Source organism: Solirubrobacter phytolaccae (assembly GCF_027587195.1).
GTDB classification, from domain to species: Bacteria; Actinomycetota; Thermoleophilia; order Solirubrobacterales; family Solirubrobacteraceae; genus Solirubrobacter; species Solirubrobacter phytolaccae.
In genome coordinates, this window is the sequence record NZ_JAPDDP010000007.1 from 44,038 (window position 1) to 59,511 (window position 15,474).

4 protein-coding genes are annotated in these 15,474 nt (G+C 70.5%); all 4 read left to right on the forward strand.

From position 1 onward, the window contains the following. Positions 1–217 precede the first annotated feature (217 nt). The 4 genes from OJ997_RS05610 (at position 218) to OJ997_RS05625 (ending at position 15,468) form a co-directional block, all read left to right on the forward strand. The gene (locus OJ997_RS05610; protein ID WP_270024069.1) at positions 218–9,115 is read left to right on the forward strand and encodes an OmpL47-type beta-barrel domain-containing protein; all 8,898 of its coding nucleotides are present in this window, start codon (positions 218–220) and stop codon (positions 9,113–9,115) included. An 82-nt stretch (positions 9,116–9,197) separates the two neighbouring features. Further along, positions 9,198–12,230, forward strand: a complete 3,033-nt coding sequence (locus OJ997_RS05615; RefSeq protein WP_270024070.1) for a ThuA domain-containing protein — start codon at positions 9,198–9,200, stop codon at positions 12,228–12,230. Beyond that, positions 12,227–13,993, forward strand: a complete 1,767-nt coding sequence (locus OJ997_RS05620; protein ID WP_270024071.1) for a plastocyanin/azurin family copper-binding protein — start codon at positions 12,227–12,229, stop codon at positions 13,991–13,993. Before OJ997_RS05615 ends, OJ997_RS05620 begins: the two co-directional genes overlap by 4 nt. Beyond that, entirely contained in the window at positions 13,990–15,468 is a 1,479-nt protein-coding gene (locus tag OJ997_RS05625) for a multicopper oxidase family protein (protein ID WP_270024072.1), read from the forward strand. The genes OJ997_RS05620 and OJ997_RS05625 overlap by 4 nt, the downstream gene beginning before the upstream one ends. Positions 15,469–15,474: the final 6 nt, after the last annotated feature.

Below are 15,474 nucleotides of genomic sequence, written 5' to 3' on the forward strand. Positions count from 1 at the left end.
CTGGGTGATGTTTGGGGGCCTTGTGCTGGCGTTCGGGACTAAAGAGCGACCTACTCGTCCGTAGGTACCGTCACTTGTAACCGGTTCCACGACAGAAGCTTGCGCTCCTTCAGTCCATTCGCATAGAGTTCCGTCTGGTAGCTAGCGAAACGTCCAAGGTTCGCCAGTTCGGACACGGATGCCGACTGAGGGGTCGGCACCCATTGAGAGGAGAGGGATGAAACACCGGAGGGTGTGGAAGGCCGTCGCGGCCGCGCTGACGGCGAGCGCGCTGCTGGCACCAGGGTCCGCGCAGGCACAGCGGGCACCGTCCATGGGTGAAGGCGCCCCCGTGGGCCAGAGTGGCATCCAGCTTTACAACTTCAGGGACTACCTCAGCAGTGGTTCCGGCGAGATCGTGTGCCCGGCGTCGCCGGCGCCCGCCACGCCCTACTGCACGCCGACGCTGCCGGCCAACAACGTGCTGGCGCGCATGGAGCGGCTGTTCGCGTTCCTGAAGGCGAACGACATCAAGAACGTCGAGCTGTACGGGTACCCGGGAAATCCGTTCCCGAGCGACTCGAGCCCGCAGGGGAACCTGCAGGGCAGCATGGATCTGCGGGCGCTGGGCGACAAGTACGGGATCCGCTTCCCGGGTCGTCACGGCAGCCTGAACGAGAGCCGCTGGGACGCCGAGATCGCGCACGCGAAGATCCTCGGCCAGGACCACCTCGGCGAGGGCAGCTCCGGTGGCGCCGGTGGTCTGGGCAGCTACAACCAGACGCTCACGACCGCGACGCAGCTCAACAAGCTGGGCAAGCGCTCGGTTGAAGCCGGCGTCGGCCCCGCGTACTTCCACAACCACGCGGGCGAGTTCTCCACGCGGTTCGTCGACACCAGCGGTGACGGCCGGAACAAGAGCGCGTGGGAGATCGTCATGGAGCGCACCGACCCGCGCTGGGTCGTCGCGCAGATCGACATCGGCTGGGCCGTCTGCGGCGCTTCAGGCCACGCGACCCCGGTCGATCCGGGCGTCGGTGCCACGTACGTCGACCAGATGATCCAGAAGTTCGGTCGCCGCGTGATCTCGTTCCACGTCAAGGACATGGCGGCCGGCGGCATCAGCCCGAGCTGCGGTGACAACGATCAGCGCGTGCTCGGCCAGGGCGCGATCAACTTCGCGCCGCTGTTCTCGTCCGGCAAGAACAAGACGCGCTACTACTTCTCCGAGCGCGACCCGGTCGGGCTGGGCGGGCCGACGAACTTCAACCCGTTCACCAACGCCGGTGATGGCGCGAAGGCGCTGCGCGCCGATCCCAAGCCGTCGCTGAAGGCCAGCCCCAAGCTCTTCCCGTCGGTGCCCAAGGGCACGCCGGCGTCCGCCAACCAGGCGCCGATCAAGGTGACCAACGACGGCGACGCGCCGCTCGTGATCGCCTCCGGGGCCAACGCGATCAAGATCGAGGCCGACGACGCCGACGGTGGCGCCACCACGGCCGGTGACTTCGCGGTGGTCAGCGACGACTGCGCCGGCAAGACGCTCGCCCCGAACGCGACCTGCACGGTCAACGTCGGCTTCAAGCCGACCCGCAGCAACTACACGTCGGTCGCCCGCCTGGTGATCGACTCCAACAGCGACGACGCCGTCGAGCGCGTGCTGATCGCCGGCGCGCAGGTGCCGCCGAAGGTGCTCGTGTTCCGCGGCGCCACCGACGCGACCAACACGGCCGGCGTCGACGCGCTCAAGGCGCTCGGCACCGCGAACGACTTCCTGGTCGAGGACACCGCGAACGCGACCGCGTTCACCACGACGAACCTCGCGAACTACCGCGCGGTCGTCTTCCTCGACAACAAGGGCGACCTGCTCAACGCGGGGCAGGAGACCGCGCTGCAGAGCTACATCCAGGGTGGCGGCGGCTTCGTCGGCATCGGCGGCGCGGCCGAGGCCGAGACCGCCAACACCTTCATCACCGGCCTGATCGGCGCGCGTCCCGACGGCGCGAGCCCGACGACGGCCAGCGACCAGGTGCTCGTCGCCGGCGACCGGGTGCATCCCGCGTCGCGCGATTTGCCGCTCCAGTCGACGGTCAACGACATCTGGTACCGCTGGACCACGCGTCCGACCGGCCAGGTGCACACGCTCGCGCGCTACCGCGCTCCGGGCGCGGCGGCCGGCGACGGCACGACGACCGGCGGCACGGACTGGCCGATCGCCTGGTGCCGTGACTACCAGGGCGGCCGCTCCGTCTACACCGGCCTCGGCCGGACCGCGGCCGCGTACGGCCAGGACAACCTGAAGAAGCACCTGCTGGGCGCGATCCAGTGGGCCGGCGGCCTCGTCCGCGGCGGCTGCAAGGCCACGATCCTGTCCAACTACTCGACCGACCGGGTCGTCAACGCCGCCAGCGGCAATCTGAACAACACCGGCGAGTCGCACGGCGTCGCCCCGGCCTCCAACGGCTGGGTGTTCTACATCGGCCGCGCGGACTGCCGCACGGACGCCGAGCGCGGCGCGATGATCGGCCAGGCCTCGAGCCCGAAGATCCTCGACTTCGCCAACCGCAACGTCGGCGTGGGCTGCGGCACAGTCCACATCTTCGACCCGAAGGCCGCCAACGGCACCGTCAACAGCGGTGTCACCAAGGCCGGCGTGATCCCGGTCTACGGCGACCGTGGCTCAGGAGACGAGGTCAACGGCAAGATCGAGACCGGTCTGCTCGGCGTCGTGCCGTCCCCGGACTTCGCGACGACCGGCCACATCTACCTGCAGTACTACCCGACGTTCAACCCGGACAACCCGGTGCTCCCGGGCCTGGCCGACGGTGACGCGCGCCGCGTCACGAAGATCTCCCAGGCGCGCGTCTCGCGCTTCACGATCGACCTCGCGACCAAGCAGCTCAAGCTGAACTCCGAGGTCCCGATCTTCAAGTACGACGCGCAGGTCTACAGCTGCTGCCACCGCGGCGGCGGCATGGCCTTCGACTCGCAGGGCAACCTGTACGTCACGACCGGCGACTCGAACTCGTCGCAGAGCACGAACGGCTACTCGGGCAACTTCCAGCCCCTGCGCTGCCCGGTCGGCCCCGCGAACGAGGTCTCCAACAACCACTGCGGCACGGCGAACTTCTCCTACCGCGACGCGCGCCGCACGGCGGGCAACACCAACGACTACAACGGCAAGATGCTCCGCTTCAACCCGATCGAGCAGATCGCGGACGGGGCGAAGCCGACGGTCGGCGTGGGCACGACGTACTCGCTCCCGACCACCGCGTCGCCGAACGGGCCCAACCTGTTCGACGGCAACGAGGGCGGCGGCGGCAAGACCAAGCCCGAGATCTACGCCATGGGCCTGCGCAACCCGTCGCGCATGTCGATCGACCCGAAGACGGACATCCCGTACGCCGCGTGGGTCGGGCCGGACGCCCAGAACCCCTCGGCGACCCAGGGCCCGTCGACCTACGAGAGCGCCACGCAGCTCCCGTCCGCCGGCAACTACGGCTGGCCCTACTGCATGGGCAACCAGCAGGCCTACCGCGACCGCACGTCGGACGGCAACCTGCGCACGACCAACGCCGCGGGCTACGTGACCGGCGGCCCGGCGAGCGCGCCGACCAACGGCTGGTACGACTGCAAGAACCTCGTCAACGACTCGACCAACAACACGGGTCTGACGACGCTGCCGCACACGACCGGCACGGGCAAGGACGCGGGCACCGCTCGCGCCCACAACGTCTGGTACAGCCGCGGCAACACGAACGGCGCCAACGGCTGCCCGGACTTCGCCCGCCCGACCGGGGCCGACAACGCTCCGGACTACGGCTCCGCGCCGACGTCGAAGTGCCCGTACATCACCGCCTCGGGCGCGACCGTGTTCGACGGCCCGGTCTACCGCTACGACGACAAGGCGACCGACAACGCGGTCCGCTGGCCCGAGTACTGGGACGGCCGCTGGTTCCTCAACGACTACGGCAACAGCTCGGTCAAGCACGCGCTGCTGCTCGATCCCGCCACGGCGGCGAGCGGCTCGCAGCCGATCTACGCGGACAGCTTCCGCGGCGGTCTGCCGTGGGGCGCGAACTACATGGACTCCAAGTTCGGTCCGGACGGCGCGCTGTACGTGCAGGTCTACGAGGGCTTCTTCTCGACCGGCAACAACGCGGGCCTCTACAAGATCACCTACACGGGTGGCGCCGACACTCCGGGTCCCGACCCGCAGTGGAAGGCGACCACGACGGCACGTGAGGTCGACTTCGCGCTCGGCGCCACCGGTGGCGTCGGCTACGAGTGGGACTTCGGTGACGGCACGCCCGTCTCGAGCGCCGCGACCCCGCGTCACGTGTACGCGGAGCCCGGCACCTACACCGCCAAGCTGACGGTGACCTACGCCGACGGCGAGAAGGCGACCAAGACGACCAGCGTCACGGTCGGCAGCGACAGCTCCGCGCCGACGCTGACCGTCCAGCTCAACGGCCAGACCCCGGCCGGCCGCTACACCGCGCCGGTGGAGGTCACCGTGCGCGCGACCGACGGCACCGGCGCGTCCGGCGTCGAGTGGATCGAGCGTCGCGTCGACGGCGGCGCGTGGACCCGTGCGACCAACTCGGGCAACGCGGAGCCGTTCGAGACCAAGTTCACGGTCAGCGGCGCCGGCACGCACACGGTCGAGTACCGCGCCCGTGACAAGGCGGGCAACGTCACCGACCCGGTGGGCTCGGTCACGTTCGCGATCGACTCGGCCGGTGGCGGCTCCTGCAACCCGCTGTCGGATCAGTTCAACGGCACGTCCGTCGATCCGAAGTGGCAGCTGCTCAACGGCGTCGCGGGCAAGGAGCCCACGGTGGCCAACGGCCACCTGACGATGCCGCTGCTGCGCGGCGACCTGTACGAGGACCAGGGCACCGCCCAGACGCTCGTGCAGGCCGCGCCTTCGGGCTCGTGGGTCGCGACGGCGAAGATCGCCCACGCGAACATCAACACCGACGGCGAGGCGGCCGGGCTCGCGCTGATCAACAGCCTGAACCCGAACCACCTGCTCAAGACGACGATCCAGTACAAGGGCGACGTCGATCCGAACACGACCGGCAACCAGCCGGGCAAGTGGGCGGAGCGGGTGCTGACGTCCAACAACGCGGCGATCACGCTCCCGCCGGCGACGGTGCCGTGGCCCAACTCGGGCGGCCTGACGCTGGCCGGCGACTACGTCTGGGTCCGCTTCGTCTACGACGACGTGGCCAAGACGGTCACCACCTGGTCCTCGACGAACGGCACGACGTTCACGTCGTTCGGCGCGCCGATCTCGGTGACGCAGTACCTGTCCGGCGCGGGCGGCCTGCGGGTCGGCGTGTTCGGCAAGCACGACGGCTCGGCCGACGACAGCGTCACGTTCGACGCGTTCAACGTCGTCGCGACGGCCGAACCGCAGACGCCGGCCGACAACTGCGGCGGCACGGGCTGCGGCCCGCTGTCGGATCAGTTCACCGGCACCACGCTGGACTCGAAGTGGCAGACCCTCAACCCCGTCGCGGGCAAGGCGCCGACGGTGGCCGACGGCCACCTGACGATGCCGATGCTGCGCGGCGACCTGTACACGACGACGGCGACGTCGCAGGCGCTGCTGCAGACCGTGCCCTCGGGCTCGTGGGTCGCGACGGCGAAGTTCAAGCACGCGAACATCAACGCCGACGGCAGGGCAGCGGGTCTCACGCTGATCAACAGCATCAGCCCGAACCACCTGCTCAAGACGACGCTCCAGTACAAGAGCGACGCCGATCCGAACACCACCGGCAGCCAGCCGGGCAAGTGGGCGGAGCGGGTGCTGACGTCCAACAACGCGTCGGTCATCCTGCCGCCCGCGACGGTGCCGTGGCCCAACTCGGGCGCGCTGAACCTGAGCGGCGAGTACGTGTACGTGCGGTTCGTCTACGACGACGCGACCAAGCAGGTCACGACCTGGAGCTCCGCCAACGGCACGACGTTCGCGTCGTTCGGCGCTCCGATCTCGGTCACGCAGTACCTGTCCCAGGCCGGTGGCCTGCGGGTGGGCGTGTTCGCCAAGCACGACGGCTCGGCCGACAGCACGGTCGACTTCGACGCGTTCAACGTCGTCTCGGGCGCTGACCCGCAGACGCCGGGTGACGACTGCGGCGGCGCGAAGGGGTGCCCGCAGGTCGACGAGTTCAACGGCACCTCGCTCGATCCGAAGTGGGAGATCGCCAACCCGACGCCCGAGAACGTGGCCGTCGCCGATGGCAAGCTCGCGCTGACGACCGCGCAGGGTGACGTGTCGGGCGCGAACTTCACCGCGCGCAACATCGTCATGCAGGCGGTGCCGACGGGTCCGTGGTCGGTGACCACGAAGATGGACCACTCGACGATCAGCGCCAACGGCCGTGCCGGCGGCATGCTGGTCTACGGGTCCAACGGCCCGAACTACCTCGCCAAGCTCGGCGTGCAGTACAAGACCACGGACCTCTCGGGCCAGCCGATGAACGGCATCTGGGCCGAGCGCGTCCTGACGTCCAACAACACGATCAACAGCGGCTTCGGCGGCCAGTACCCGAACACGGGCAAGCTGACCCCGCCGAGCAACGACCTGTGGCTGCGGGCGAGCTTCGACGGCACGAACCTGATCAGCGAGTACTCGCTGGACGGGACGACGTTCGCGAAGATCGCTCCGGATGTCCCGGTCACGGCCGCGACCTTCGGTGCCAACGGCATCACGAAGGTCGGCCTGTTCGTCAAGCACGACTCGGGTGGAGCGGCCGCGCCGATCCGCTTCGACTCGTTCAACGTCACGGCCGACAGCTGTGGCGGTGGCGACACGTCCGCGCCGCGCACCACCCACACGCTCGATCCGGCCACGGCCGACGGGTCCGCGGGTTGGTACAAGAACAACGTCAAGGTCACGCTCGCCGCGACCGACAACGACGGCGGCTCGGGCGTGGACTACACCGAGTACCGCAAGCAGGGCACCGCGACGTGGACGCGCTACAGCGCGGCGTTCACGATCGAGGACGCCGGCAGCACGACGATCGAGTACCGCTCGGTCGACAAGAAGGGCAACACCGAGGGCACCCGCTCGGTGAGCTTCAAGATCGACAAGGCCACCCCGACGACGAGCGTCAAGCTCGACGGCGCGGCGCCGAAGGCCACCTACGAGGGTCCGGTCGCGGTCGACCTGGACGCCACGGACGGCACGGGCTCCGGCATCAGCAAGACCGAGGTCCGCGTCGACGGCGGCGAGTGGAAGCCGTACGTGGAGGAGGAGACGATCCTCAACTCCGCGGCCGACCTCGCCAAGTGGGCGCAGGCCGGCGCCGGCGGCATGACGTGGTCCACGGAGGACGGCGGCTACGCCCGCACCTTCTCGGGCTTCGGCATGCCGTGGTACCCGGTCAAGGAGTACGGCGACTTCGTCGTCAAGCTCCAGTGGCGTGACTCGAGCACCGGCACGAGCGGCAACGGCGGCGTCTTCGTGCGCTTCCCGAACCCGGCCGAGGCCATCACCCGCACGGCGGCCAACCGCTACCCGTGCCAGGTCGGCTCGGGTCAGAACGATCCGGCCTGGGTCGCGATCTACTGCGGCCACGAGATCCAGATCAACGACAACCAGCCGTCCGAGCCGCAGAAGACGGGCTCCGTGTACAACTTCTCGGCGCTGAACGCCACCCAGGCGAAGGTTCAGCCGCGCGGGACGTGGGTCGACTACGAGATCAAGGTCGTCGGCCAGACGTACACGATCACCCGCAACGGCGAGGTGCTGCAGACGTTCGAGAACACCCCGGGCAAGACGTCGTCGCGCTCGGGCGACCCCTCGACGACCGACCGTCAGTTCTCGAAGGGCTACATCGGCCTTCAGAACCACGGCGCGAGCGACGTCATCGACTACCGCAACATTCGCGTGGAGCCGCTGGACTCGGGCTCCGTCAAGAGCGGGTTCACGGTCACGGGCAACGGCGCGCACAAGGTCGAGTTCCGCTCGACCGACGTGGCCGGCAACGTGGAGACGGCCAAGTCGGTCGACTTCACGATCGGCAGCCAGCCCGCGGGCGAGAAGACCCCGCCGGTGACGACCTCCTCGCTCAACCCGGCCTCGCCGGGCGCGGGCGGGACCTACACCGGTCCGGTCGACGTGACGCTGTCGGCGACCGACCCGGCTGAGACCAGCACGGGCGGCGGCGGTGCCGCGAAGACGCTCGACGTCAACGCGTTCCCGGATCACTGGGAGCCCAACGCGCTGACCGCGACGGTCGGCGACACGGTGCGCTGGAACTTCCCGACGGCGACGGCGGGCACGGTCCACGACCTGTGGCTGATCAAGCCCAGCGATCCGCAGGGCTACACGGGCACGCGTCTCACCAACAACAACGGCGGCATCGCGCTGCCGGGCGATCCCTCGATCACCCAGACGGTGTCCGAGGTCGGCACGTACTCGTTCCTGTGCAAGATCCACGCGAACATGACCGGCACGATCGCCGTGACCTCGGGCGGCACCACCGTCCCGGGCTCCGGCGTCGACTTCACCGAGTACCGCGTCAACGGCGGTGCGTGGACCAAGAAGACCAACACGAGCAACGCCTCGCCGTTCGTGACGACGTTCAAGGCGGAAGCCGAGGGCGCGTACGCGGTGGAGTACCGCTCGGCGGACAAGGCCGGCAACACCGAGGCCACGAAGTCGGTCAGCTTCGAGATCAAGAAGCCGAGCGACTCGACCTCGGTCGACACCGACCTCAACGCGCAGGTGCCGCGGGCCATGGGCATCTCGATCGGCGGCACGGTGACGTTCGGGGCGATCCAGCCCGGCGTCGCCAAGGACTACGACGCGGGCACGATCGTCCGCGCCACGTCCAGCGTCGCCTCGTCGAAGCTGACGATCTTCGATCCCAGCTCGACGGCCACCGGCCATCTGGTCAACGGCGCGTTCGCGATGCCGCAGGCCGTCAAGGTCGCCGTGGGCTCGGCGTTCGCTCCGCTCGGCGGCTCGGCGAACCCGACGGTGCTCGGCACCTGGGCCCATCCGCTGGCCAATGAGGCAGTGGAGCTGAAGTTCCGGCAGTCGGTCGCCGAGGGCGACCGCCTGCTCGAGGGCAACTACAGCAAGCGCGTGACGCTGACGCTGTCGGCGACCACGCCGTAGCACGCAGTCCCGTCCCCGGCCCCGCGGCGTGCCGCGGGGCCGGGGGCTTCGTCTTCCCAACTTTGGATCGACCCACCCAGCCATGACTCTGCATCGGATACGCCTCGCGCTCTGCGCCGCGGCGACGGCGAGCCTGATCGCGGCCGCACCCGCGGCGGCGGACGCGGGCCGGGTGCTCGTGTTCACCGGCGCCGCTCACCCGAGCACGCCGGCGGCGGTCTCCGCCATCCAGGCGCTCGGCGCCGCCAACGACTTCACGGTCGACGTGACGGCCGAAGCGAGCGCGATCAGCGACCTCGGGCGCTACCGCGCCGTCGCGTTCGTGCACGCCGCCGGCGACGTCCTCGACGCGAACCAGCAGACCGCGCTGGAGGCCTACGTCAGCGGCGGCGGCGGCTTCGTCGGCATCGGTGAGACCGCCAAGCTCGAGGAGGGCCAGCCCTTCTTCGACACGCTGCTCGGCCTCACCGGCGCGAGCCGCACGACGGGCGGGGCGACGACGCCCCAGGACGTCGAGTTCCTGGACCGCGTGCACCCCGCTACCCGCGCGAACCCGCTGCTGGTGAAGGGCCACACGGACACGTACTTGAAGTGGACCGCCAACCCGACGGGCAAGGTGCACACCGTCGCGCGCGTGCGCTTCGGCGCGCTGCCCGGCGGCACGACGATCACCAACGACGCGGTCTCGCGCCACGACGGCGCCGGCGATCGCATGCAGCCCCAGAACGAGCGCCCGGTCTCATGGTGCCGGGACGTCGGCCAGGGGCGGTCGTTCTACACCGCGCTCGGCGGCACGGCCGCGGCCTACGAGCAGGCCGCCGTCAAGCAGCAGCTGCTCGGCGCGCTCCAGTGGGCCGCGGGCATGGTGCGCGGCAACTGCAAGGCCGCGATCGACGCCAACTACACCGCCGTCCGCCTCACGCAGACGGTCGATCTCGCCGCGCTCGCCACGGCGGACGACGGTCGCGTGTTCACCGGCGCGCGCGGCGCGATCCGGGTCGGCGACGCGAAGGTCGCGCAGCTCTCCGTGTACGGCGAGCAGGGCCTCCTCGGGCTCGCGCTGGACCCCGCGTTCATGCGCGGGCGGCCGTACCTGTACGTGCAGTACTTCCCGTTCGGCAAGGGCGAAGGGGGCACGGCCACGTCGGACCCGGCCAAGCAGCTCGGCCCGGGCGTGGACCAGCTCACGAACATGGGTGAGCGACGCGTCTCGCGCTTCACCTACGACGCGGTGAGCCAGACGCTCGTGCCCGGCTCCGAGCGTGTGCTCTTCCACTGGATGACGCCCGTCTACCGCGCGGGCCGGGTGGGCGGCGCGATGGACTTCGACTCCGCGGGCAACCTCTACTTCGCCTCCGGCGACACGATCGACGGGGCGGCCAACGCGTACCGCGGCGGCTACACCAACGCCCACGCCGAGCACACGCTCCCGAACAGCGGCGGCGCGATCACGTTCGGCGACGCGCGCGGGACCGCGGCCAACACGAACGCCTACGAGGGCAAGGTCCTGCGGATCACGCCGCTCGCGGACCCGGGCACGGTTCCCGGCGTCGGTCGCACGTACTCGATCCCCGGCGCGGACGCGCCCAACGGCCCCAACCTGTTCGCGCCGGCGAACCGGCTCGCGAAGCCCGAGGTGTTCGCGATGGGCCTCTCCGACGTGCGCTCGCTCGACGTCGACCCCAAGACGGACACGGTCTCGATCGCCTGGGCCGGCACCGGGCAGACGGCGAACGCGGTCACCTGGGGCCCGGCGAAGACCGAGAGCGCGACTCGCGTCACGGCCGCCGGCAACTACGGCTGGCCCTACTGCGGAGCCGGCAACCGCTTCGGCTACCGCGCCACGCTGCCCGCCATCGGTGGTGGCGGCGCGGCCAACCTCGGCTGGCCCGACACGCCGCGCGGCACGGTCGGCGGCGGCGCGAGCGGTGACGCGGGCGCCTTCTGGGACTGCTCGAAGTCGCTGCCGAACGACTCGCCGTTCAACACCGGCCTCACGGACCTCCCCGCGCCCAAGCCGGCCACCGTCTGGTACGGCCCGCAGGGCGGCTGTTACGACTTCCCGCGCAACGCCAACGGCGTCGCGCTCTACAACGACAGCAACACCTCCACGGGCATCGACACGACGCGCAGCTGCCCGTGGGCGCTCGGCGGTGAGCAGTCCGTCGTGACCGGCGGCACCTACCGGCGCCCCGCGCAGGCCGCGGCCAGCGCCTGGCCCGCCTACTGGGACGGCCGCTGGTTCGTCGCCGACGCGGCCGGCGCGAGCGTGCACCACGCGCTGCTGATGGACCCGGCCACCGAGGCCTCCGGCGGCGTGCCGATCGCGGCCGACTCGCTGGCCGCGATCCTCCCGGCCGACCTGCGCGGCCTCGGCTTCGGTCGCGACGGCGCGCTCTACACGACGACGGCGTCCGGCGTCTGGCGGATCGGCTACACGGGCGGTGACGACACGCCCGGTCCGGACCCGCACTACGCGGTCCGGGTGGGCACGTCGATCGTCGACTTCAGCGTCGGCCGCTCCGGCGGCGTGCGCTACGAGTGGACGTTCTCCGGCGGCGGGACCGCGACCGGCGCCAACGTGACGCACGCGTTCGGCGGCGACGGGACCCGGCAGGCGACGCTCACCGTGATCTACGCCGACGGCGAGCGGGTCAGCCGGACGTTCAGCGTCCAGATCCCGCCCGTGTCCGACGCCGAGGCGAACGTGGAGATCACCGCGGTCGTGCCGCGCATGCTCGGGCTCACGCTCGGGGCGCCCGCCACGTTCGCGCCGATCACGCCGGGCGTCGCCGCGACCTACAGCGCGACGATGACCGCCAGCGTGCGCGCCACGACGGGCACCGCCGCGCTCAGCATCGTCGACCACAGCGCCGTCGGACCCGGGCACCTGGTGAACGGCAGCGCGGTGATGCCGCAGCCGCTCCAGGCGCGCGCCGGCGACGCGGCGCACGGCACCGTCTCCGGCATACCGCTGCTGTTGCGATCGTGGACCGAGGCGGCGGTGGAGACGCTCACGGTGGGCTTCCAGCAGCCGGTCGCGTCGACGGACCGCCTCCTCGAAGGCCGATACGCGAAGACCCTGACGTTCGAGCTCGGGACGACCACGCCATGAAGCGCTCGCTGCCCTGGATCGTCTGCGTGTTGATCGCGCTCGTCTGCGCCCCCGCGTTCGCGGTCTCCCAGCAGGACGACCCGCTGCCCGCGGCAAGCATGGTCGTCTCCGACAGCGGGTTCCGCGACGCCACGTCGACGAACCCCGCCGACCGCACGGTGGACATCTTCGCCGGTGGCCGGGTCACCTTCAGCTACCCGTCGGGCACCGGCGAGTACAACGTCGTGTGGGATCGCGGAAGCCTGGAGCCCGCGTCCTGCGAGCAGACCGCCGGGCCCGTCTGGGGCACCGGGACCACGCTGCCGTGGTGGACGCAGGGCCCCGGCTGGGCCGGCTACTGCACGTTCACGCTGCCGGGCACGTACACGTTCCACTCCGGCATCGATCCCAACGGGTTCAAGGGCACGGTCGTGGTCCACGCGACGGCGACGCCGACCGCCACGCCCACGGCGACACCGACCGTCACGGCGACACCGACCGTCACGGCGACGCCGACCGTGACCGCCACGCCGACGGCCACGGTCACGCCGACCACGGCCCGGATCTCCGCCCACGACAACTTCTTCCAGGTCGCCGGGGGCTCGGGCACCACGGTGACGATCCAGGCCGGCGGGAAGGTCTCCTTCGACTATCCGACCGGCGCGAACTACCACAACGTGGACTTCCGGACGGCGTCCAAGCCGAGCAGCTGCGTCAAGACCAAGCTGTCCCCGACGCTGCCGATCGCGGACACCGACCAGCTCGCGCCGATGCCCGACTTCGCGCAGCCGCCCGGGTGGGAAGGCGAGTGCACGTTCCCGGCGCCCGGCACGTACAGCTTCCTGTGCCCCGCGCACCCGACGGAGATGACCGGCACGGTGATCGTCGAGGGCACGGGCGAGCCGACGCCGACGCCGACGCCCACCGCGACGCCGACGCAGACCCCGACGGCCACGCCGACCGCGACGCCGACGGTGGTGCCCGGTCGCCCCGGGATCGTCGCGCGTGACCGGATGACGCCGACCGCGAAGAACTGGTTCCAGGACGCCGCGAGCGGCGACGAGTCCGACGCCACGGTGAACATCGCCCCCGGCGGGACCGTCGACTTCGGCTACCCGTCGGGCGCGAGCGTGCACAACGTCGTGTTCGTGGACAACCCGACGTCGTGCGTGCAGAAGTCCGGCGTCGCGATCACGCCCGCGCCGCCGCTGCCGCAGTACTCCCAGCCGCCGGGCTGGACGGGCGAGTGCACGTTCGCCTCCCCCGGCGTCTACACGTTCGTCTGCCAGGCGCATCCCGTCGAGATGGAGGGCAAGGTCGTCGTCGGCGACGAGCCGACCCCGACGCCCACGCCGACCGCGACGCCGGAGCCGCCACGGGACATCGTCCCCGCGAAGGTCCCGAAGCCGTGGGCGGCGATCGACAAGCCCAAGACGGCCCAGATGACCGTGGCCAAGTTCCTCGCGAACAAGCTCACGATCGACTCGCGCTGCGTGTCGGCCGGCACGGGGACGCTGACGATGACGATCGGCACCCAGCTCGCCGCCAAACGCCTGCGGTTGAAGAAGCGCCAGGGCTCGGCGGTCGTGCTGGCGACTGCAAACGCGACGTGCAACCAGTACGGCCGCTTCACGGTCAAGCTCAAACCGAACAAGAAGGCGCGTGACGCGCTCGAGGACTATGCCCGCGCGGTACCGGTGACGTTGACGTTGAGGCTCGCCGGCCCGCTCGGGACGACCACCGCAGTGCGGACGATCACGCTGAAGGGCAAGGGGCGCTCGTGACCGATTGGGAACGCGACGGCATGACCCGCCGCTCGGCGCTGTACTACGGCGTCTCGAGCTTGGCGCTGGTGTGCTCGTTCGACTTCGACAAGCGCGCGAAGGCCGCGCGCGGGAAGACGAGCGCCGCCGTGCGCTCGCAGCTCGCGAGCCCGTTCGAGCCGTTCCAGCGGGACCTGCCGCTGCCGCCGCTGGCCAAGCCGGTGCGGGCGAGCAAGAAGCTCGAGGAGTACGTCATCGACATGAAGCCCGGGACGGCGGACATCCTGCCCGGGCTCCAGACGCCGGTGCTCGGCTACAACGGCCTGTTCCCGGGGCCGACGATCCGCGCGCGCCGTGGGCGCGCCGTGCACGTCACGCAGCGCAACCAGAGCGGGCGGTCTCTGAACGTCCACCTGCACGGCGGCGTGACCGAGCCGCAGTTCGACGGGCATCCGCACGACGCGATCCCGACGGGCGCGGAGCGGCTCTACAAGTACCCGAACGTCGCCCACTCGGCGACCCTCTGGTACCACGACCACGCGCACGGCGAGACGGCGCAGACGCTGTTCGCCGGGCTCGCGGGCTTCTACATCCTCGACGACCCCGACGACAAGCACCTGGACCTGCCGCAGGGCGACTACGACGTCCCGCTGATGATCACGGACCGGTCGTTCAACCAGGACGGCTCGTTCCGCTACCGCTTCGACCTGGACCGCGGGTTCCGCGGCGACACGATCCTCGTCAACGGCGCGGTCGCGCCGCGGATGAAGGTGGAGCGGCGGCTGTACCGCCTGCGGTTCCTGAACGCCTCCAACGCGCGGGCGTACACGCTCAAGCTCGGCAACGGGCGCGAGATGATCCAGATCGGCTCCGACGGCGGGCTGCTCCCCGCGCCGGTGCGGCGCAAGGAGATCCCGATGGAGCCGGCGGAGCGCGTCGACGTGATCGTCGACTTCCGCCAGTTCGGCGTCGGGTCCAAGGTCATCCTCCACAACGAGGGCGGCGAGCCGTCGACGGACGCCGTGATGCGCTTCGACGTCGTCCGCGCCACCGGCTCCGAGGACGCGAAGATCCCGCAGCTGCTGCGCGAGGAGGAGGAGCTGCCGGAGGTCAACGCGGAGCGCTCGTGGCCGCTGACCTTCCAGGGCCTCGCGGGCGGCGCGTCGATGTGGCAGATCGGCGGCGGCGGGTTCAACGAGATGCGGATCGACTGCCGCCCGCGGCTCGGCTCGACCGAGCTGTGGACGTGGCGCAACCTCTCCCAGCGCACGCACCCGATGCACATGCATGGCTACCACTTCCGCGTGGTGAGCGTGAACGGCAAGCCGCCGCATCCGGGCGACCGCGGCTGGAAGGACACGGTCGCGGTGTATCCGAACGAGACCGTGGTCGTGCGGCCGTACTTCGACTACTTCGGCGGCCTGTACGTGTTCCACTGCCACGCCGCCGAGCACGGCGACATGTCGATGATGGGGCAGATGGAGGTCGTCGCATGACTCGCG

What these genes read in the sequence shown, in the direction of transcription:
- OJ997_RS05610 (WP_270024069.1), top strand. Translation starts at nt 218, where the DNA reads ATGAAACACCGGAGGGTGTGGAAGGCCGTCGCGGCCGCGCTGACGGCG.
- OJ997_RS05615 (WP_270024070.1), top strand. Translation starts at nt 9,198, where the DNA reads ATGACTCTGCATCGGATACGCCTCGCGCTCTGCGCCGCGGCGACGGCG.
- OJ997_RS05620 (WP_270024071.1), top strand. Translation starts at nt 12,227, where the DNA reads ATGAAGCGCTCGCTGCCCTGGATCGTCTGCGTGTTGATCGCGCTCGTC.